The sequence below is a fragment of the Alphaproteobacteria bacterium LSUCC0684 genome, assembly GCA_041228335.1.
Taxonomy (GTDB): Bacteria; Pseudomonadota; Alphaproteobacteria; order Puniceispirillales; family UBA1172.
The window spans coordinates 954,051-975,692 of sequence record CP166130.1 but is presented as its reverse complement, the minus strand read 5'-3'; the positions used below and the strand labels follow the sequence as shown (position 1 = coordinate 975,692).

Below are 21,642 nucleotides of genomic sequence, written 5' to 3'. Positions count from 1 at the left end.
GGGGTATTTTTTGCTTTCGAAGAGTAAAGTGGTGCCCAGGGGCGGGTTCGAACCCCCGACACGCGGATTTTCAGAATACTGCTTCAACTTTTCCTGTTTTATTTCAGTGATTTGCAGGCCCAAAAATCAGGTGTGTTAAATAGTGTGTAATGGAATTTAGTTGCGGGGGCATGTAAGCGCCGTTACCTGCACATTCATTTCGAGAGCGTCTAGTGTCTCGATGGTTGCAGGGGCGGGAATGCCCTTAAAACTATTCCATATAAGCATTGTCTCTATCGGTGGATGGCACCCATAAAGACTGAGCCGACTTGCCTGTAGTTTTTCCATGCACCGTAACAGTATTGTGGCAATCTGATCATATGATTTGCTCCTGGATAATGGATGACCGATCGCATCTATCAGCAGTATCGACAGCCTGAACCTTTCGCTTTTGATTATGAGCGTTTGCAGGATCATCTCGCCACGACACCGGCGGATGAAGTTTTTCATCTGGTTGAAAAGCCAGAGATCACCCGCACCATTGACGGCGCCTACGCCATCCGCAAGATCTGTCCCAACTGGATTTTCATGCCAAAAGTCACGGATGATACGCCTGCACCCCGAAAACGGATGGCATGAGATCAAGGAGGCCGGCCCGGGCCTTGCGCGTCATTCCACGAAGATAGCCGCCCGGTTTGGTTACATGTCCCCGCGCGTGCTTGACTGCGATGATCAGCATCGCCAGCGCCGCGCCGTCCTGCCCCAGCACCTGGCACGCCTCCTGCCAGGCATCACGGCTGATCCCCAGCTCACTGCGCAGCTCCCGGGCAAGCGTGATCATATCTCGCCAGCCGGGGGTTACGGGCAATCGCGCCCGCAGCTCTTCCGGCAGGTGACGGGCCAACTGGCCGAGATCGCACTTCTCTGCCCAGCCAGTCATTCGGGCAGGCGTTGCCCCTGCCGCAGGAAGGCAACCCTTGCCCGGGAGGCAGCCCCTGCCCGGGAGGCAGCCCCTGCCCGGGAGACAGCCCCTTCCCGGGTAGACCGGCACCGGCATCTGCCAGGGTTCAGCTGGTGCAGGATCAGACGCCTGCCCTGAAGATGGAATGTCATCCGCTCCCGCTTTTTGATGGTGAGCGACATCAGGTGAGCCTGCGCTACCTTCCCCTTCCTGGCCTCGTGGTCTTTCAGCCGGTCGCGACCCTTTGGGGGTTGCTTCCGCGTCACGACAGTGGCGCTGGCATGGTTCGGGCGGTGCCGAAGGCGGCGTGCCGAGCGTCGGCGGCGTGCCGAGCGTCGGCGGCGTCCCGGCCGCCGGATCAGCCGCCATGTCATTGATATGGGGGCTACCTGTGGTGGTATTCTCTTCAGGAATTCTCTCTTGTATTCTATGTGCGTCGCATTCATTTGACCCCGGGGTTGTATCTTCCTGACCCCTGGGTCCTAAATCATCTGCATTGATGGCGGAATTCTGCGCTTTAGCGCTGTGTCCGGAGGCGGGCGTGCCGGTTTCGGGATCAGATACCGGTATCAGCGTCTCATCCAGGCGCTCAAGAAAGGTCTCAAGCAGGCAGGTCCAGCTCCGGATCTGCTCCGACCGGATACCGCGCTTGATGCTCATTTCTGCCACCAGCTCGTTGAACTCCACCTCTGCGGGGGTGAGATCAGTCTCCCAGGCATCAGGGCAGGAAAATATTCCCCTGATGTGGCGACGCAATGATGTAAACGCGGTCTTGACCATCTTCCATTCCTGGCGCTCACGCTCGATCAGCTCCTCCATCTCGGCAAGGTAGCGGGTCAGCTGGCCGAGCGGCGCAAGATTGATGCCCCAGGCCTCGATGATCCGGCCACGTTCATCACGCCGACCCCAGCGTTTGTGGTTGGCGCTGTCGGTCCAGGTGACGGCACCCAGTTGCAGGAGCTGGTTCTCGTTGTAATTGACCTGACTGGGAGAGATACCGAGGCGGACGGCCGTCTCGGCCACGCTCATCCAGACCACCGGTCGGCCTTCGATCCAGTCACGTTCCCGGGTCATGGAAACAAGCAACTCAAGATGGTCAATCAGCTGGCGGCTCCAGCGGGGCCTGCCTTTCTTTTGCGGCAGACGTGTGCCAATGCGTTTCAGAATATGGACGGGCCTGAACCGGTCAAAATCATGTCCGGGGGTAAATTCACGGCTAAATTTAGTCGCCAGCCGATGGGCCGGCGTGATCTTTCGCCCGCCGACCGGACGTTGTCCCGCCGGCAGGGTGATATGATTCGACGTCATGTTTGCATACAGAACCCTTTTTTTCGGCAAATTCAGAAAAACCGAAACCGTTCAGAAAAGTGATTTTTCTGTTGACATGAGAGCCAGCTGTGCTATGAAAAGTGTGCGTTACTACTTTTCATGACAGCCGCCCTCCGGGGCGGTTTTCTTTATCCGCTTGAAATTATGGGCTTTTCTGCTCCTCTTGACCCCATCCGTAATTTGTGACTATGCTCAGAGTGAGCCTGTTATCTTGTTATGCCCCGGATGGGGGTTGGCGGAGAGAGGGGGATTCGAACCCCCGAGGGGCGTTAACCCCAACACGCTTTCCAGGCGTGCGCCTTAAACCGCTCGGCCATCTCTCCATCTTGTGGTGATCTGTTTACAAAACTTGGACAACAAGCGCAACGGCAAACCGCCCTCCGGGCACAAATTTACCACATTCATGCAAGATGATTTGCCAACACAAGGCAGAGAGGCCATAATCCGACACATGTTACTCATCCTGCGCATACTTGGTCTGACTTTCGGGGTATTTGGGCTTGCGTCCATGCTAAAAGATCTCATGGATGATGGGAGAAGCTGGTATCTGATCGGCGAAATCTGGTATGAGTGGGCACCCACCAGCCTGCAGGTCAGTGAAAGCATCATCAGCCGCTATATCGACCCATGTGGCCTGCTTGTCTCGCTTAATTGCGAGCCCTTTTTATGGCATCCCTTCATCTCGTCTATTCTGGTTCTGCCGGCGGCGCCAAGTTTCATTATCACGTCTCTTTTGCTTATTCTGGCGCATCGCTGGTTCAAGCGGAAGAGATCGGTCTAGTTATCTCCCATTTTCAGCGCTTCGAGGAAGGCTGTCTGCGGGATATCGACATTGCCGAACTGGCGCATCCTCTTCTTGCCTTCCTTCTGCTTTTCAAGGAGTTTCTTTTTCCGGCTGATATCGCCACCATAACATTTGGCCGTCACATCCTTGCGGAGAGCGCCAACGGTCTCACGGGCGATGACCTTGCCGCCAATGGCTGCCTGAAGAGCAATCTTGAACAACTGCCGCGGGATCAGGTCTTTCAGCCTTGAGCAGATAGCCCGGCCGCGATGTTCAGCCTGTTCCCGATGAACGATCATGGCCAGCGCATCAACCGGATCGGAATTCACCAATATCGAAACCTTCACAAGGTCACCTTCCCTGTAATCCGAGATCTGGTAGTCCAGCGAAGCGTAACCCTTGGTTACGGATTTCAGCCGGTCATAGAAATCAAACACCACCTCGTTGAGCGGCAACCGGTAGACAACCATCGCCCTTGATCCTGCATAGGTGAGGTTGACCTGCTCGCCGCGACGTTCAGTGCAAAGGGTGAGCACCGGGCCAAGAAACTCATCCGGCGTCATGATGGTGGCTTCAATCCATGGCTCTTCAATACTTTTGATCTTGGTTACTTCAGGCATATCCGCCGGATTGTGCAGCTCACGGCTGGATCCATCGGTCATGTTGATCCGGTACACAACCGAAGGCGCCGTGGCGATAAGCTCAAGATTGAATTCACGCATCAGGCGCTCGCGAATGATCTCCATGTGAAGCAAGCCGAGGAAGCCGCAACGGAACCCGAACCCGAGCGCCGCGGATGTTTCGGCCTCAAAGGAAAAGGAACTGTCATTGAGGCTGAGCTTTTCAAGCGCATCACGCAGATCACCGAATTCTCCGGCATCAAGAGGAAACAACCCGCAAAAAACCACCGAAATCGAAGGTTTGAACCCGGGCAGGGCTTCTGATGCGGGACGTCGGTCATCGGTAAGTGTATCTCCGATTTTTGCATCTGAAACCGTCTTGATACCGGCATTGATAAATCCGATCTCGCCCGGGCCAAGGCTGTCGGTCACTTCAGGTTTAGGGCAGAAAAAGCCAACACGCTCAACCGTATGGACCGCACCTGACGCCATCATGCGTACCTTCATTCCCTTTTTGAGGATGCCATCCTTGACCCTTACCAGAGTCATGACACCGAGATAGGAATCATACCAGCTGTCCACAAGCATGGCCTTGAGCGGCGCATCGACATCTCCTTCCGGCGGCGGCAGGCGATGGACCAGCGCTTCAAGAACATCTTCAATCCCCTGCCCTGTCTTGGCCGAAACCTCGATGGCATCACTGGCATCAAGGCCGATCACATCTTCGATCTGGGCACGGACACGATCCGGCTCGGCGGCGGGAAGATCAATCTTGTTCAAGACGGGAACAATCTCATGATCAACGTCGATGGCCTGGTAGACATTGGCCAGAGTCTGGGCCTCAACGCCCTGGGATGCGTCGACGACCAGCACCGAGCCTTCGCAGGCATCTAGAGACCGTGAAACCTCATAGGCGAAATCCACATGTCCCGGTGTATCCATCAGGTTGATGATGTAGGTCTCACCATTCTTGGCGTTGTATTTAAGCCGCACCGTCTGGGCCTTGATCGTTATTCCGCGCTCACGTTCCAGTTCCATGTTATCAAGGACCTGTTCTTTCATCTCGCGATCAGTCAGACCACCGCATTGCTGGATAAGACGATCGGCAAGCGTTGACTTACCGTGATCAATATGCGCGATAATCGCAAAATTCCTGATATGGGAAAGATGTGTCATTGAGACCACCGATACTGGATAAAAGCTGCGTTTGCTTCCATCCTACATAAGGCGTAGCACGATCAGTTGCAACTGCCAGATTGACACGCTATCGATGGATTTTACCTAAGTATGGTAAACAGCCGCCTTTACCCCTAGAACCAATTGACTTGACCACCATGGCCGACTTGCCTTAGAAAAAGGCATGAGCATCTTGATGAAGATCATGCTGAACCTACGACTTTTGTGCCCGGCTCTCGCTGCTGCAAAGGGCTAGGGTCGGGATATTGCCGCGCCATTAAGGCATCCGCAACAAAAACAACAGAGCTTCATCATGACACATCCAACGGATCGATCCCCAAACTACACCGCTTACAGGAAATACAAACCCTATGAGCCGGTTGACCTCGGCAGCCGCAACTGGCCGGGCAAAACCATCACCGAGGCCCCCATCTGGTGCAGCGTTGATCTTCGTGATGGCAATCAGGCGCTGATCGAACCCATGGACAGCGCCCGCAAGATGGCCATGTTCAACCTGCTGGTTGAAATGGGGTTCAAGGAAATCGAGGTTGGCTTCCCTGCTGCTTCCGAGACTGATTTCAACTTCTGCCGTGAACTGATTGAAGGTGACCATATTCCTGATGATGTGAGCATTCAGGTGCTCACCCAGGCACGAGAGCATCTCGTTGACGCCACCTTTGATGCGATCAAAGGGTCAAAAAACGCCATTCTCCATATCTATAATTCGACCTCAACCCTGCAACGTCGGGTAGTCTTCCGGGAAGACCGGGCCGGGGTCAAGCAGATCGCCGTTGACGGGGCGAAAATGGTTGCAGACCGCATCAGCCGCCTTGAAGGCACGCGTCTTCAACTCCAGTATTCACCTGAATCCTTTACCGGCACGGAGCTTGATTACGCTCTTGAAGTTTGTGAAGCCGTGATGGATGTCTGGCAGCCAACCCCGGAGAACCGGACGATTATCAACCTGCCTGCGACAGTGGAAATGTCGACGCCCAATATCTATGCCGATCAGATTGAATGGATGTCCGGGCAGTTCACCCGCCGTGACAGCCTCATCCTCTCACTGCACCCGCATAATGATCGCGGTACCGGCGTTGCGGCAACAGAACTTGGCCTCATGGCCGGGGGAGATCGCGTCGAAGGCACGCTCTTCGGCAATGGTGAGCGTACCGGAAATGTCGATATCATCACGCTTGGGCTCAACATGATGACGCAAGGGGTCAATCCGAGGCTTGATTTCTCCAATATCAATCACCTGATCGAGACAGCTGAATACTGCAACCAGTTGCCTGTTCATCCACGACATCCCTATGCTGGCTCTCTTGTGCATACCGCTTTCTCCGGCAGTCACCAGGATGCGATCCGCAAAGGCATGGACGCCATTGCAAAGTCGAACGAATCCTATTGGGAGGTTCCCTATCTGCCGGTTGATCCGGGCGATATCGGCCGCACCTTTGAAGCCATCATCCGGGTGAACTCCCAATCCGGAAAAGGCGGGGTTGCCTATCTTCTTGAAGTCGATCATCACATCCGCCTGCCTCGAGGTGCGGAGATCGAGCTCAGCAAAGCGGTCCAGAAAGTAGCCGATTCCAGCGGCAAGGAAATCACCAGCAAGGATATCTTTGAGATTTTCTCAAAAGAATATCTTGAACTGAAAACACCATTCAGCCTCGTCAGTTTTGAAAGCCAGAAAGTCAGCCGTGGCGGTGAGATGGAAATGGTGACGGCAACCATCCGCCATAACGGAGAAGATGTGACCTTCACCGCCCAGGGCAATGGTCCGATATCCGCTTTTGTTGAAGGGATGCGGAAAACCTTTGATCTTCGCTTCAGGCTTGCGGATTTTGGCCAGAACACGAGGAGCGCCACCTCAAAAGCCGAGGCAGCGGCCTATGTTGAGCTTCATGTTCCCGATGATAAAGGCCAAAGCGTCTTTGGTGCAGGGATTGATACCTCTATCACCAAAGCCCCGATCAAGGCAGTGATTTCGGCAATCAACCGTATGCTGGCCTAGACACATTCATCAGCCGACAGGATGGAAAACAGCCTCGGATGCGCAATCAGGATCTGAGGCTGCCACCGCAGTGCCTGGCTACTGCCGCGATAATCGCATCGGAGACAGTTTCGATTTCCTCTTCGGTCAGGGTGCCCCTGGTCGGCTGGAGCGTAACCTGAACCGCAATGGATTTCCGGCCTTCAGGAATGCCTTTGCCCTGATAGACATCAAAGACGATCGCATCGACGGGAAGAGGCTTTCCTGCGCCTTTCATGGCGCGAAGAAGCTGCTCAGCACTCATATCCTGATCCACCACGAAAGCAAAATCACGCTGAACCGCCTGATAAGGAGGCAGCGCGGCAAGCGGCCGGGCCGGACCTTTTGATTTGGGCAGCATGATATCTTCGAGCGTGAGGTCAAATGCTACCGCCGGACCTTTGAGATCATAGTCTTCAAGCAATGACGGGTGGAGTGTCCCGAATGTTGCCAGCACTTTTCGGCCCTGGCAGAGTGACCCTGACTGCCCGGGATGATACCAGCCGGGGGCTTCCGCTACTGTTTGAAGGCTGGCCGTGTTGATGCCAAGAGCTGAAAGTATGGCCATGGCATCTGCCTTGGCATCGCTCCAGTCCACTTGCCGGGCCGAGCCTGTCCATTCCCGCGGAGATGTCATGCCAAGGCGTATGCCGGTCGCATGTGTCCGCTGATCATCGGGGCCGTCGCCCGGAAATACCGGTCCGACTTCAAAAATCGCGGCATCAGCCTCGCCACGGGCGGTGTTGCGGGAAAGCGCCGCCAGAAGATTTGGCAGGATGGATGGCCGCATGACCGACAGATCCGTGCTGATGGGGTTGACCAGCGTCAACGACTCCTGCCCACCGCCAAATCTGGCCGCCGTTCCGGCATCAAGGAAGGAGAAAGTGACGGCTTCCATCATCCCGCGGCCAGCAAGCAGGCGGCGGATGGTATGAGGCCGCTTCTGGGCTGTGTTGACCGCCGGTTGACTGACAACAGCAAGGCGCGGCAGTGCAACCTCAGGAATGGCATCGAAACCTTCGATGCGCACAATCTCTTCGACAAGATCAGCTTCACCGACGATATCGCCGCGCCATGGCGGCGGAGATACCTGCCATTTTTCCGCTGACTCCTGCCGCACATCAAACCCAAGATCTTCAAGGATGCTCGCCTGCCTTGCCGGCGCCACCACCACCCCGGTGAGGGCTTCGGTGCGCGCAGGCCGGAGGGTTATCTGACGTTGCCAGCCTGCTCCCGGTCCAGCCAGTTCAACGGCACTGGCCTCACCCCCACATATATCGATCACCAGCGCCGAGACGTAATCCATCGCCCAATCCGGCGTGGTGACGTCAAGACCGCGTTCAAAGCGGTAGCGTGCATCGGAATGGATATTCAGCTTGCGGCCGGTGGCAGCGACGCTGATCGGATCGAACACCGCCATTTCAAGAAACATGTTGGTGGTGCCATCGGAGACGCCGGTGCGCTGGCCACCCATGATCCCTGCCAGATCGTCAGCGCCGTCCGCATCGCCAATGACAAGCATCGTTTCATCAAGGTTGTAGGTTTTCTCATTCAGCGCTTCCACCGTCTCGCCATCACGGCCCAGGCGGATTGTCAGGGTATCCCCTTTGATCTTGTCGATATCATAGGCATGAAGGGGTCGGCCCAGATCAATCATCACGTAGTTGGTGATATCAACAAGGGCTGAAATGGGGCGTTGCCCCACGGCATTCAATCGCTGCTGCATCCAGGCCGGCGCATCGCCATTGCGGACACCGGCAAATGTCCGCCCCGCGACGCGTGGCGCCAGATGCACCTGATCCGGCGGCAGATCGATGAGCCAGGAAATCCGGCCTGGCGCCCTCGACTCCAGCTTTACCTCTGCAAGCGGCTTGAGATGCCCCAGTCCGGCAGCGGCAAGATCACGGGCAATGCCACGCACACCAAGGCAATCCGCTCGATTGGGTGTGATGGCAATCTCGATCACCGGATCATCAAGTCCGGCAAAAGCTGCAAAAGAGGTGCCTATCGGGGCATCACCGGCAAGTTCGATAATGCCGTCATGTTCATCCGAGAGCATCATCTCACGCTCGGAGCACATCATGCCGCTGGATTTGACGCCGCGAATTTCAGCTTCCGTCAGGGTGACATCGATACCGGGAACATATGCCCCGACCGGCGCAAACACGCCGACAAGTCCGGCTTTTGCGTTGGGCGCACCGCAGACCACCTCAACCGTGCCCTGACCTGTATCAACCGTGCAGCATCGGAGACTGTCGGCATTGGGATGCTTTTCAGCCCTGATTATCCGGGCGATGGTAAAGGGTGCCAGTGCCTCGCCCTTGTCCTCGACACTCTCAACCTCAAGCCCGAGCATGGGCAGGGCATCCAGAACGGAAGCCATGTCGTGATCTGTTTCAAGGTGATCTTTCAGCCATCTCCAGGTGAACTTCATCTACGCCTCCAGCCCGAGATGGATCGAAGGCGGATCAAACGGCAGGAAGCCGTAATGGCGCATCCAGCGCAGATCGCTGTCATAGAATGGCCTGAGATCGGGAATACCGTATTTGAGCATGGCAATCCGCTCAAGCCCCATGCCGAAGGCAAAGCCCTGATATTCGTTCGGATCAATGCCGCAATTTTCCAGCACCCGGGGATTGACCATGCCGCTGCCCAGGATTTCAAGCCAGTCATCACCAGCGCCGATCTTGAGCCCACCACCTTCACGGGTGCAGCCGATATCGACTTCCGCCGACGGCTCCGTGAAGGGGAAATACGACGGCCGGAAACGGACCGGCAGATCATCAACACCGAAAAAGGCCCGGCAGAAATCAATCAGGCAACCCTTGAGATGCCCCATATGAATATCCTTGCCGATGACCAGACCTTCACATTGGTGGAACATGGGCGAATGGGTCGCGTCATGATCAGAGCGATAGGTGCGCCCGGGAGCGATGATACGGATCGGAGGCTTGATCGCTTCCATGGTGCGGATCTGCACCGGTGACGTATGAGTCCGGAGGACCTTGCGGCGGCCTTCATCATCGGGGGTCAGATAGAAGGTATCATGTTCCTGCCTTGCCGGATGTTCGGGCGGGATATTAAGCGCGGTAAAATTGTAGTAATCGCTTTCAATATCCGGACCTTCGGCCACGGTGAAGCCCATTTCCGCAAAGATCGCGGTGATCTCTTCAAGCGTGCGGGAAAGCGGGTGAATGCGGCCTTCGGCTTCGGGCCGCGGCGCCAGGCTGACATCAACCTTTTCCTTGGCCAGACGGGCATCAAGGGCCTTAAGAGAAAGCTCGGCCTTGCGCTTGTCGATGGCATCGCTGATTTCGGTCTTGATCGCGTTCAGCGCCTGCCCTGCCTCACGCCTTGCTTCGGCATCAATCTGGCCAAGTTCTTTCATGGCCAGTGATACGCTGCTCTTCTTGCCAAGCGCTTCGATACGAAGGCTCTCAAGCGCATCAAGGCTTTCCGCAGCCTCGATTGCGCCAAGAGTCTTGTCTTTAAGTGCGGACGGGTCCGGCAAAGCCATGGCCTGCGCCTCTACTTGGCGGCGCTACGGGCCTGATCAACGATGCTGGCAAAAACCTGCGGCTCACGAACAGCCAGATCTGCGAGCACCTTGCGATCCATCTCAATACCAGCGGATTTGATCCCGTTGATGAACTGGGAATAGCTCATGCCATGCAGGCGCACGGCCGCATTGATACGCTGGATCCAGAGGGCGCGCATTTCACGCTTGCGGACCCGGCGATCGCGATACGCATATTGACGGGCCTTGTCCACGGCCTGCTTGGCGACGCGAAAGACGTTCTTGCGACGACCATAATAGCCTTTGGCGGCCTTGATGACCTTGTCATGACGGGCTTTAGCCGTCGTTCCGGAAGTAACTCGTGCCATGTGAAATCTCCTTTAGGCGTAAGGCAGGAAGCGCTTGACGATACGGGCGTCGGCATCACAAAGGATCATGGTGCCACGCGCCTGGCGCTTCATTTTCTGGCTACGACGACGGAGATTGTGCTGAAGAAACGCGGAACTGCCGCGTACCTTCCCGGAAGCGGTCAGACGAAAACGCTTTTTCGCCCCGCTTTTGGTTTTCATTTTGGGCATTTCATCCTCATCATTCAAAGGGTTAACGGCAAAGCCGGGGAATCCGGTCAGGCAGCCCTTTTTAGCCTGATCGCGGAACAATGGCGTCTTATACCGTCCACCTCCCCGGGATGCAAGGAAAATTGCGACTTCGCAAGACCTGTTGTCGTCCTGCGGCAGGTCACGGTCAGGTGAACGGACAGGTTATGGTCAGGCCGGGGCGAGCACCATGACCATCTGCCGGCCTTCCAGTTTGGGCATGGCTTCGACCTTGGTGAGTTCTTCCATCTCCTCGCGCACCCGATCAAGCACCTGGGCGCCGAGTTCCTGATGCGCCATTTCACGACCACGGAAGCGAAGCGTCACCTTTACCTTGTCGCCGGCGCCGATGAATTTGCGGACATTGCGCATTTTCACCTGATAATCATGTTCATCGATATTGGGGCGGAGCTTGATTTCCTTGACGTCCACAACCTTCTGCCGTTTCTTGGCTTCGTTGGCGCGCTTCTGGGCCTCATACTTGAATTTGCCGTAATCAAGGATCTTGCATACCGGCGGATCAACATTCGGCTGCACTTCTACCAGATCAAGACCAGCAAGATCGGCGCGTCGCAGCGCCTCATCTACGCTGATGATACCTAGCTGTTCACCATTTTCATCTATGCAACGAATTCGGGGGGCAGTGATGGCACCGTTAACACGGGGACCTGACTTTGCCGGGGGGGCCTTGGCGCCTATGGGTGGTCGGACTATGGAAGTTTCTCCTGTTTTGCAGTTTCAGATATGTATTATTCGGCCGCGTTGCGTTTCATGTCGGGCGGCAGAATTTCATCGCCTAGTGTATTCAGGGCATCCAAAAGGGCAAGCGTTTCTTGGTTCGGTGAGCCAAGACGGCGCAAAGCGATAGTGCGATCTTCGGCTTCACGGCCGCCGACCGCGATAATATAGGGCACTTTCATGACCGAGTGTTCACGCACCTTGTAGCTGATCTTCTCATTCCGGAGATCGGTTTCAACACGGAAGCCCTTGCGCTTGAACGCATCCGCAACTTCGCGGGCGTACTCATTCGCGCTTTCGCTGATCGGCGCAACGACGCATTGCACCGGCGCAAGCCAAGCCGGCAGGCGGCCGGAATACTGTTCAATCAGTATCCCGATCCAGCGTTCGAGCGAGCCGAGGATGGCACGGTGGAGCATCACGGGACGTTTTCTTTCCCCGGTTTCGGTAACATATTCGGCGTCAAGCCGGTCCGGCAGAACGAAATCCACCTGCAGGGTGCCGCATTGCCAATCGCGGCCGATGGCATCGCGCAGCACAAATTCCAGTTTCGGGCCATAGAAGGCCCCTTCCCCCGGATTTGGGGTTGTTTGAAGACCGGCGGCGTCCGTCGCCGCCTTCAAGGCGGCCTCGGCGCGGTCCCATGTCGCGTCATCGCCGGCACGGATTTCGGGCCGGTCGGAAAACTTCACCCGCACATCTTCGAACCCGAAGTCACGATAGACGTCGAGCAGGAGATTGCAGAAGGCCACCGATTCCGAATTGATCTGGTCTTCGGTGCAGAAAATATGGGCGTCGTCCTGGGTGAACGCCCGGACACGCATGATGCCATGCAGCGCCCCTGAAGGTTCATTGCGATGGCAGGAGCCAAATTCGGCCATGCGCACCGGCAGATCACGATAGGAGGTAATCCCCTGACGATAGATCTGGACGTGGCCGGGGCAGTTCATCGGTTTGAGCGCAAGCGTGCGATTATCTTCGGAGGCCGCGGTGAACATGTTCTGACCAAATTTGTCCCAATGCCCCGACGCTTCCCAGAGGCTGCGATCAACCAGCTGCGGGGTCTTCACCTCGTTATATCCGGCGACATCGAGACGGCGACGCATATAGGCCTCGATTTCCCGATAGAGGGTCCAGCCCTTTGCATGCCAGAAGACGGACCCGGCGGCCTCTTCCTGCATATGGAAAAGATCAAGCCCGCGGCCAAGCTTGCGGTGATCACGCTTTTCCGCTTCTTCAAGCATGGTGAGATATGCGGAAAGTTCTTTTTCGGTGCCGAAAGCCGTGCCGTAAATCCGCTGCAGCATGGGACGGGTGGAATCCCCGCGCCAATACGCGCCGGCGACTTTCATCAGTTTGAACGCATGCCCGAGCTTGCCGGTGGAGGCAAGATGCGGGCCGCGGCAGAGGTCAATGAAGTTCCCCTGACGGTAGAAGGTCACCACCTCATCTTCTGGAATTGAATCGACAAGTTCGACCTTGAAGGGCTCGTTATTATTACGATAAAACTGAATGGCTTCGTTTCGGGAAAAAACTTCTCGCGTGATCGTCTCGTCGCGATCGACGATCTCATGCATGCGGGTTTCGATGGCCACAAGATCATCTTCGGAGAACGGGGTGTCACGATGAAAGTCATAGTAGAAGCCGTTTTCAATCGCCGGGCCGATCGTCACCTGGGTTTCCGGGAAGAGCTCCTGCACCGCTTCCGCCATCACATGGGCGCAGTCATGACGCAAAAGGGCCAGTGCATCCTCATCCTTAAGGGTGACAAGCGAAAGTTCGGTATCTTCATCAAGCTCAAGGCTCAGATCGATCATCCTGCCATTGGCTCTTGCCGCCAGCGCTGCCTTCGCCAGCCCCGGGCCGATATCGGCTGCGACCCTGGCAGGGGTGACAGGAGTATCATAGATTTTCTGGGCGCCATCCGGCAGGGTTATGACAGGCATGTCCGATCTTTATCTTTGCTTTAGTTTACGCGCGAGTGCATGAGGCTAGGGTTTACCGCATTTCCACCTCTAACTGCAAGATCTATGCGCAATCGAGGCAGAAGCATCACTTTTTGAGCAGTTTTCTGTAAAGCGCGATGGTTTTCGCGCACATCATGGCGGTGGAGAATTTTTCCTCCACCCGCTTGCGGGCCGCCTTGCCCATCGCCCGACGCTCACGAAGATTGAGGCCCAGCGCCCGGCGCAGGCAATCAGCAAGAGACGCGGCATCACCGGGCGTTGCAAGCCAGCCCGTCACGCCATGCTCGACGGTTTCGGACGCGCCGCCATGATCAAACGCCACCACCGGCCGCCCCATGGCGGAAGCTTCCACCGCCACCCGGCCGAAAGGTTCGGGCGTTATCGATGGCATGGCCACCACATCGGCCAGCATCAATGTTGCCGGCATGTCATCCTGCGACGGGCAGAGCCGGATTTTTTCAGTCAGGCCGGCTTCCTCGATCTTTCGCACCAGCGCCGATTGAAATGCCGCCGACCCATCTGCCGCCCCGACCAGCAGGACAAGAAATTTCATGTCGTTCATCATCGCGCAGGCATCGATCAGGATTTCGGCCCCTTTCCATCCTGTCGGACGGGCAGGCAACATGATGACCGGCGTTCCATCCGGCACGCTCAACATGGAGGCCATTTTCACCACCCGCTGGGGAGACACGCTGGCGGCGGCAAACATATCAAGATCAACACCGCGATGAATAACCAAAAGACGAGAACTGACCGCGGAAAACTGGGACGCGGCCAGATCCTGAACATAACGTGAGATGGCGATCACCTGATCACCTTTGGTCATGATGCTGTTATAGAAGAGCTTTAATCTTGAACTGGCGGCAAACCTGCCATGGATGGTTGTCACCACCGGCAGACCAAGAGACCGGGCAGCGGGAATACTGATCCAGGCTGGTGCCCGGGAACGAACATGAACAAGATCAGCCCCGCATGCCTTCAGCGCCTCCCGGACCTTTTTGCGGCGCCAGGGCCATTTGAGCGGGTTTTTTGTATCAACGCCGAGATCGATATGCTCGCCGCCAACCCGCTTCAGGTTCGGCACCAGCAGACCGCCGGTGCTGAAGACGACGGCGCGGCCTCCGGCTTCGACAATGGCGCGGGCAGTTTCCACGGTACCGCGCTCAACACCGCCGCGATTAAGGGCAGGCAGAATCTGGACGATGACCTTGCCTTTCAACACTTTCGGCGAGCTCGGTCGAGTGGTGTTTTTCGGTCTTGATTTCAAAGATTATTGCCATAAATCCGGGACATGCCCTAAGATTTCATCATGGCCCCAATTGAGGTGGTGGATATTTAAGCCCTTTTGTATACGCTATTCCTGTCTCAAGGCAAAGATGGAAAGACCGGATCGTGGAAAAAGAAACGCAAATCGTTGAATTTCTCAATACAAGTCATGGCGCAAGGATTGCCTGGACCGGCGCCGAAGTTGCCGGGGCACCGACCATCGTTTTCTTTGCCGGCCACGGCTCCGATATGGACGGCACCAAGGCGTTGGCCGTTGACGCCTGGGCCAGGGAAAACGGGTTCGGCATCATCAGGTTTGATTATTCCGGCCATGGCCGGTCTTCGGGCGCGTTCCTCGATGGCACGATCAGCACCTGGAAAGCCGATTGCCTTGCCGTGGTGGACGAATTGACCACAGGCGCGATCATTCTTGTCGGCTCATCGCTCGGCGGCTGGCTGATGACGCTGGTGGCGCGGGAGCGGTCATCGAGAATAGCCGGCATTATCGGCATTGCCGCGGCGCCGGATTTCACCGATGAGCTGATCTGGAACAGGCTCAGCCCGGCCCAGCAGGATGACATGAAAACCACGGGCCGTATCGCGCTGCCCAACCCCTATGCCCCCGAGGACGTGATCTATACCTATGCCCTTATTGAGGATGGGAGGAAGAATTTCGTCCTTGGTGCGCGTATCCCCGTTGGCGGGCCCGTGCGCCTTCTCCATGGCATGAAAGACGAGGAAGTGCCGCATGTGTCATCGGAAAAGCTCGCTTCTGTCTTTCAGCACCCCGATATCGAAGTCATTCTTGATCAGGATGCGGGCCACCGTTTCTCGGAGCCGGACCAGATCGAGCTCATTCTTTCATGCCTTGACGAGATTTCCCGCTATATCGGCTGAGGGACAGATCAGAAATCAAGATCAGCGTAATGGGCGGGCGGCGTCAGGCCGGTGACGGTATCGGCAAGAAGAGGACGAAAAGATGGCCGGGATTTGATGCGGGAATACCATGTTTTTGCCTCCGGCCAGTCCTGCCAGAACACATCGCCAAGATAATCCAGCACCGACAGCGAGGCGGCGGCGTGAAGATCCGCTAGGCTGAGCCTGTTGCCTGCCAGCCATTTACGACGTTCCGCCAGATAGTTGACGTATTCAAGATGTGATGAAAGATTGCCCATGGCCGCCCGGATGATTTCGGATGATGGAACGCCATCGCCGGTCATGCGGCGAAAATGCTTCTCCTTGAGGACGGGGGTGACCACCTCACGCTCGAACTTGCCGTGAAACCAGTCCACCAGGCGGCGGGCCTCGGCCCGGGCGGCCGGCGTTCCGGGCAGAAGCGAGGCCTCTTTTTCGGTATCTTCGAAATATTCGGCAATGGACCAGACCCCGCTCAGCACCGTGCCGTCATCCTCCACCAGAACCGGCACCGTACCGGCGGGATTGATCGCAAGGAAGGCGGGCTGCGCTTCCCAGGGCAGTTCGAGTTTCTGCAGGGCGTCGAGCTTCCGTTCGGCCAGCATCAGACGGCAGAAACGTGATCCGGAGGAAAGCCAGTAATGGTGAAGCACACGCATGAATTTACCGGTATATATGCAGACTTTTCTTCAGGTTTCTGCCACCACAGGGCGGATGCTCCAGGGTCGCGGCGGCATATCAGAAAGACTATCCCCCGAAACAGAGATCAGATGCAAGCGTTCTTCTTCAATCGGTGCGGGCAGATCGACATCGCTCGCGGCAAGTTTGCTGAAGCCAAGCCGCGGGTAGTAATCCCGCTCTCCCGAGACAAAGCACCAGCGCCAGGGGCCCTTCTCCGCCAGCGCGAGGCTCTCCCGCACCAGCTGCCGGCCGATACCCTGCCCCCGCAATTCGGGATCAACGGCAAGCGGCCCGAGAAGAACCGATGCAAATCCGGCAATCGTGATCGGCCAATACCTGATCGAACCAAGGAGATGGCCGGGCCGGGCGTCATCTTCGGCGACAAGGCAGAGTTCAGCGAGCGGCGCCCCCGGCCGCAGGGCCCAGATATTCCGGCGCGCATGATGCGCCGGAAACCCTAGGCCCAGCAGGCGTTCGATTTCTGCCTGATCCGATGAGGTTTCAGGTCGCAAATGGTGCATTCATCTACCCTCAGGCAGTGGCCTGGCCTGCCGTATCTCCGGTCAACGGGTGCTCCAGCGTCCTGAGGATTTCGGTCGGCACCACATGCCAGAATTTTGGCAGGCTTTTCTCCCAGTCGTCAAGGATCCGTGTGGCGATCGCCGATCCGGTATAATGCACCTGCTTTTCCAGATGCACCTTAAGAACCTCGGCCCAATGCGTGGTCATGATCCGCGACAATTCAAGGGTTGCCGGATTGATATTGCCGGGCAAACTGCCATCCTCATCGTAGACGAAAGCCATGCCGCCGGTCATGCCGGCACCGAAATTGCTGCCGACGGCGCCCAGAATGACCACTGTTCCGCCGGTCATGTACTCGCAACCGTTAGACCCGCAGCCTTCAACCACGGCGGTAGCGCCGGAATTCCGCACCGCCATGCGCTCACCTGCCTGACCGGCGGCATAAAGCGCGCCGGAAGTGGCGCCATAAAGAACCGTGTTGCCGATGATCGTGTTCTTATGGGCGATGAGGTTGGAGGCGGCCATTTTCCTCAAGGTGATCAGCCCGCCGGAGAGACCCTTGCCAACATAGTCATTGGCGTCGCCCAGCACTTCGAGCTTGAGGCCCTTGACGGCAAACGCCCCGAGGGACTGACCGGCCGAGCCACGAAGCCGGACGGTGATCGTCTCTTCCTTGAGGCCTGTCATGCCGAAACGCCGCGTGATATGCGAGGACAGACGCGTGCCGATAGCACGCTGGGTATTGGCCACGTTATAGGAAAGCTGCATCCGCTGGCCACGCTCGAGCGCTTCGCGGGCATCCTTTACCATGAGCGCATCCAGCGTATCCGGCACCTCGTTGCGGCCGGTTTTCATGGGTTGATGCGCGGCGGTGCTGTCCGCCCGCACCAGGATCGGATTGAGATCAAGATCATCGAGCGCCGCATTACCGCGGCTGACCTGGGTCAGCATATCGGTACGGCCGATGATTTCCTCAAGGCTGGCGACCCCGAGATCAGCCAGAATTTCACGCACCTCTTCAGCCAGATGGGTGAAGAGCTGGACAACCTTTTCCGGGGTGCCGGTGAATTTCGCGCGCAGATCCTCGCGCTGGGTGCAGACCCCGACCGGACAGGTGTTGGAATGGCATTGACGAACCATGATACATCCCATGGCAATCAACGACGCGGTCCCGATGCCGTATTCATCAGCCCCGAGCATGGCGGCCATGACGATATCACGTCCGGTCTTGAGCCCGCCATCGGTGCGCAGGACAACCTTGTCCCTTAAGTCATTCATTGTCAGGACCTGATGGACTTCCGACAGCCCCATTTCCCACGGAAGGCCGGCATGCTTGATGGAGGATTGCGGGCTTGCGCCGGTGCCGCCGCCATGGCCCGAGATCAGGATTGTATCAGCTTTCGCCTTGGCAACGCCGGCGGCGATGGTTCCGATCCCGGTGGAGGCAACCAGTTTGACGCAGACACGGGCATCGGGGTTGATCTGCTTGAGATCATAGATCAGCTGCGCCAGATCCTCGATCGAATAGATATCGTGATGCGGCGGCGGCGATATGAGCGTCACCCCAGGCGTCGAATGGCGAAGCCTGGCGATCAGGCTGTCCACCTTGATACCGGGAAGCTGCCCCCCTTCCCCGGGCTTGGCGCCCTGGGCGATCTTGATTTCGATCTCCTGGCAGTTGTTGAGGTATTCCGCCGTCACCCCGAAGCGGCCCGACGCGATCTGCTTGATTGCGCTCGAGGGATTATCGCCGTTATCGCGCAGGACAAATCTTGCCGGATCCTCGCCGCCTTCGCCGCTGTCGGATTTTGCCCCGATACGGTTCATCGCGATGGACAGCGTTTCATGACTTTCGGGGCTGAGCGCACCGAGAGAAATACCGGGGGAAACCAGTCTTTTCCGGATTTCGGTGATGCTCTGGACCTGTTCGAGCGGCAGGCTTTCCCGGGCATTGGTAAAATCAAGCAGATCACGAAGATTGACCGGACCTGCCTTATACACTTTGGACGTGTAGGATTTCCAGCTGTCGTAGCTCCCCGTATCGCAGGCATGCTGCATCGAATGGATGACGTCGGCATCAAAGGCATGGGCCTCACCGGATTTCCGGAAGCGGAAAAACCCGCCAACCGGCAGCATTACCGATGCCTCGGCCCAGGCGTTTTCGTGAATGGTCCTGAGCTGGGATTCAATCCCGCTCAACCCGATGCCGGAAATGCGTGAGGTCATGGGCGGGAAATATCGAGACACGAGCGAACGTGACAGGCCGAGCGATTCAAAATTATAGCCGCCACGATACGAAGACAGGACCGAAATGCCCATCTTCGACATGATTTTCAAAAGGCCGTTTTCAATCGCCATCTTGTAATTATGGATTGCATCCTCAAGCGTGATGCCGGGGAGAAGGCCGCGGTCGTGACGGTCGCGGATGGATTCTTCCGCAACCCACGGATTGACCGTCGTCGCCCCAACCCCCATCAGCACCGCGAAATGATGCACATCAAGACATTCGCCAGAAGAGACATTGATCGAGGCAAAGGTGCGCAATTGCTGGCGGACGAGATGGGCATGCACCGCGCCTGCCGCCAGAATAGTCGGGATAGCCATCCTTCTGTCGCTGACATTGCGATCCAAGAGCATGATATGTTCAGCCCCGCCCCGGACGGCTTCTTCGGCCTCACGTTCGATCCGGTTGAGCGAGACTTCAAGCCCTTCCGCCGCATCACCGGGGATGAAGGTGGCGTCAATGATGGCGGCCTTGTCGCCAAGCCATGCGATCAGGGCGGCAAATTCGCTGCTGTTGAGTACCGGTGAGTTGAGCAGAAGATGGTCGCATTGCTCCGGCGTCTCATCCAGAATATTGCCAAGATTTCCAAGCCGAGTCCGCAAGGTCATGACGTGACGTTCCCTGAGGCTGTCAATCGGAGGGTTCGTGACCTGGGAGAAGTTCTGCCGGAAGAAATGATGCAGGCCGCGATATTTGTTCGACAGCACGGCAAGCGGCGTGTCATCGCCCATGGACCCGGTGGCTTCCTTGCCGCCTTCGGCCATCGGCTGAAGCAGAAGTTCCATATCTTCAAGCGTCCAGCCTGCCGAATACTGGCGCCGCCGCAGCATATCCTGATCCAGCATGGTCTCGGATCTGGCGCCGGTCTCGCTCAACAGGTCATCCATGACCCTCGAGCGGCCAAGCCATCTGCCCCAGTCCCGCCGCTGCATCAACCGGGCTTTCAGTTCGGCGTCGTGATAGAGTTTGCCTTCCTTCATGTTGACGCCGATGATCTGGCCCGGGCCGAGTTTGCTTTTTTCGATGATGCCCGCCTCATCAAGGCTGACCATGCCGGTCTCCGACCCTGCCAGCAAGAGGCCGCTTTCGGTGATCGTCACCCGCATCGGGCGCAGGCCATTGCGGTCCACCGATGCGATAACCCAGTCACCGGAAACCGCTGCAAGAGCGGCAGGTCCGTCCCAGGGCTCCATTACCGCGTTGCAGTAGCCATAAAGATTTTTCATCTCCTGCGAGGCGTTTTCGAGCACCGCTTCAGGCACCATCATGGTCTTTACCATGGGCAGATCACGCCCGGCATGAAGCATGAGTTCAAAGACGCCATCAAGGGCGGAACTGTCTGATGCGCCGCCTTCGATCACCGGCTTCAGATGCCGGATATCATCGCCGAAGAGAGGTGATGCCATTCTGTCTTCGTGGCAGAGCATCCAGTTCTGGTTGCCGCGCAGGGTGTTGATCTCCCCGTTATGGGCCAGCACCCGGAAAGGCTGGGCCAGTTTCCAGGTCGGGAACGTATTGGTGGAATAGCGCTGATGATAGAGCGCAAACCGGGACACAAAGCGTTCATCCAGCAGATCGGGGTAGAAGGCCGTCACCTGTTCGGCCAGGAACATCCCCTTGTAGATGATCGACTGGCTGGAGAAGGAACAGAGATAGAATTCCATGATCCGCTGGGCGAGAACCGCGTTCTCGATCTTGCGGCGGATGACATAGAGTTCACGTTCCGCGGTGGTGGCGTCTTCGGCTTCCGGCATGGAGAACATGACCTGCTCGATTTCGGGCCGCGTGGCATTGGCTTTCTCGCCAATAATGGAGATATCAACCGGCACCTGCCGCCAGCCGTAAATCCGGTACCCCGCCCGCAGAATTTCCTCTTCGACAATGCAGCGGCATCTTTCCTGCGCGGCCATATCCGTTCGCGGCAGGAAAACCATGCCGACGGCAAGCCTGCCATCATCAAGGCTGTGACCGGTGCGGGCGATGTGTTCACGGAAGAAATCAAGAGGGATTTCAAGATGGATACCGGCACCGTCTCCTGTCTTGCCATCGGCGTCTACCGCGCCGCGATGCCAGATAGCCTGCAATGCTTCGATGCCCTTTTCGACCACCTCACGCCGGGGCTTGCCGTCAATCGCCACGACCAGCCCGACGCCGCAGGCGTCATGTTCCATTTCAGGTGACCAGACACCGGCTTTGATCAGCTTGTCTTCCATGGCCTTGCGCCGCTTGAGCCATTCAATGCCGGCAAGGGCGCTATGGGCGTTCATTTCAGCTT

16 protein-coding genes and 1 tRNA gene are annotated in these 21,642 nt (G+C 57.1%); 4 read left to right on the top strand and 13 right to left on the bottom strand.

The features are described 5' to 3' along the window. Positions 1-381 precede the first annotated feature (381 nt). Positions 382-618, top strand: coding sequence for a hypothetical protein (locus AB8880_04570; protein XDZ66672.1), 237 nt, complete (start codon positions 382-384; stop codon positions 616-618). On the opposite strand, the gene repC is transcribed toward AB8880_04570, so the two are convergent. Next, positions 578-2,248, bottom strand: coding sequence for a plasmid replication protein RepC (repC, locus tag AB8880_04565; GenBank protein XDZ66671.1), 1,671 nt, complete (start codon positions 2,246-2,248; stop codon positions 578-580). The genes AB8880_04570 and repC overlap by 41 nt on opposite strands. 254 nt (positions 2,249-2,502) lie before the next feature. Then, positions 2,503-2,592: transfer RNA gene (locus AB8880_04560), tRNA-Ser, on the bottom strand. A 185-nt stretch (positions 2,593-2,777) separates the two neighbouring features. Here AB8880_04560 and AB8880_04555 point away from each other — a divergent pair. Then, positions 2,778-3,050, top strand: a complete 273-nt coding sequence (locus tag AB8880_04555) for a hypothetical protein (protein ID XDZ66670.1) — start codon at positions 2,778-2,780, stop codon at positions 3,048-3,050. Here the strand turns inward: AB8880_04555 and lepA are convergent. Further along, entirely contained in the window at positions 3,047-4,849 is a 1,803-nt protein-coding gene (gene lepA, locus AB8880_04550) for a translation elongation factor 4 (GenBank protein ID XDZ66669.1), read from the bottom strand. The genes AB8880_04555 and lepA overlap by 4 nt on opposite strands. Positions 4,850-5,162: 313 nt before the next feature. Between lepA and leuA the strand changes: the two genes are divergently transcribed. Beyond that, a complete protein-coding gene (gene leuA / locus AB8880_04545; GenBank protein XDZ66668.1) occupies positions 5,163-6,863 on the top strand; it encodes a 2-isopropylmalate synthase in 1,701 nt (566 codons plus the stop codon). Between the two features lie 46 nt (positions 6,864-6,909). Here leuA and pheT read toward each other — a convergent pair whose 3' ends face one another. The 7 genes from pheT to AB8880_04510 form a co-directional block, all read right to left on the bottom strand. Beyond that, the gene (gene pheT / locus AB8880_04540; protein ID XDZ66667.1) at positions 6,910-9,315 is read right to left on the bottom strand and encodes a phenylalanine--tRNA ligase subunit beta; all 2,406 of its coding nucleotides are present in this window, start codon (positions 9,313-9,315) and stop codon (positions 6,910-6,912) included. Further along, the gene (gene pheS, locus AB8880_04535; protein XDZ66666.1) at positions 9,316-10,398 is read right to left on the bottom strand and encodes a phenylalanine--tRNA ligase subunit alpha; all 1,083 of its coding nucleotides are present in this window, start codon (positions 10,396-10,398) and stop codon (positions 9,316-9,318) included. It lies immediately after the preceding gene. Positions 10,399-10,409: 11 nt separating this feature from the next. After that, positions 10,410-10,766, bottom strand: coding sequence for a 50S ribosomal protein L20 (rplT, locus tag AB8880_04530; GenBank protein ID XDZ66665.1), 357 nt, complete (start codon positions 10,764-10,766; stop codon positions 10,410-10,412). Between the two features lie 12 nt (positions 10,767-10,778). Then, entirely contained in the window at positions 10,779-10,976 is a 198-nt protein-coding gene (gene rpmI / locus AB8880_04525; protein ID XDZ67022.1) for a 50S ribosomal protein L35, read from the bottom strand. 189 nt (positions 10,977-11,165) lie between these two features. Then, positions 11,166-11,693 (bottom strand): translation initiation factor IF-3, encoded by a 528-nt coding sequence (gene infC, locus AB8880_04520; GenBank protein ID XDZ67021.1) that lies wholly within the window; start codon positions 11,691-11,693, stop codon positions 11,166-11,168. 50 nt (positions 11,694-11,743) lie between these two features. Further along, on the bottom strand, positions 11,744-13,678 hold the full coding sequence (thrS, locus tag AB8880_04515) for a threonine--tRNA ligase (protein ID XDZ66664.1): 1,935 nt from the start codon (positions 13,676-13,678) through the stop codon (positions 11,744-11,746). 106 nt (positions 13,679-13,784) lie between these two features. Beyond that, positions 13,785-14,921 carry a glycosyltransferase family 4 protein gene (locus tag AB8880_04510; protein XDZ66663.1) on the bottom strand — a complete coding sequence of 379 codons (1,137 nt, stop codon included), beginning with the start codon at positions 14,919-14,921 and terminating at the stop codon, positions 13,785-13,787. A 170-nt stretch (positions 14,922-15,091) separates the two neighbouring features. On the opposite strand from AB8880_04510, the gene AB8880_04505 reads away from it, so the two are divergent. Continuing rightward, positions 15,092-15,862, top strand: a complete 771-nt coding sequence (locus AB8880_04505) for an alpha/beta fold hydrolase (protein ID XDZ66662.1) — start codon at positions 15,092-15,094, stop codon at positions 15,860-15,862. An 8-nt stretch (positions 15,863-15,870) separates the two neighbouring features. Here the strand turns inward: AB8880_04505 and AB8880_04500 are convergent, their stop codons facing one another. The 3 genes from AB8880_04500 to gltB are packed head-to-tail and all read right to left on the bottom strand — an operon-like array spanning position 15,871 to position 21,580. Next, the gene (locus AB8880_04500; protein ID XDZ66661.1) at positions 15,871-16,539 is read right to left on the bottom strand and encodes a glutathione S-transferase family protein; all 669 of its coding nucleotides are present in this window, start codon (positions 16,537-16,539) and stop codon (positions 15,871-15,873) included. A gap of 30 nt (positions 16,540-16,569) precedes the next feature. Beyond that, entirely contained in the window at positions 16,570-17,082 is a 513-nt protein-coding gene (locus AB8880_04495; GenBank protein ID XDZ66660.1) for a GNAT family N-acetyltransferase, read from the bottom strand. A 10-nt stretch (positions 17,083-17,092) separates the two neighbouring features. Further along, positions 17,093-21,580, bottom strand: coding sequence for a glutamate synthase large subunit (gltB, locus tag AB8880_04490; protein ID XDZ67020.1), 4,488 nt, complete (start codon positions 21,578-21,580; stop codon positions 17,093-17,095). Positions 21,581-21,642 lie beyond the last annotated feature (62 nt).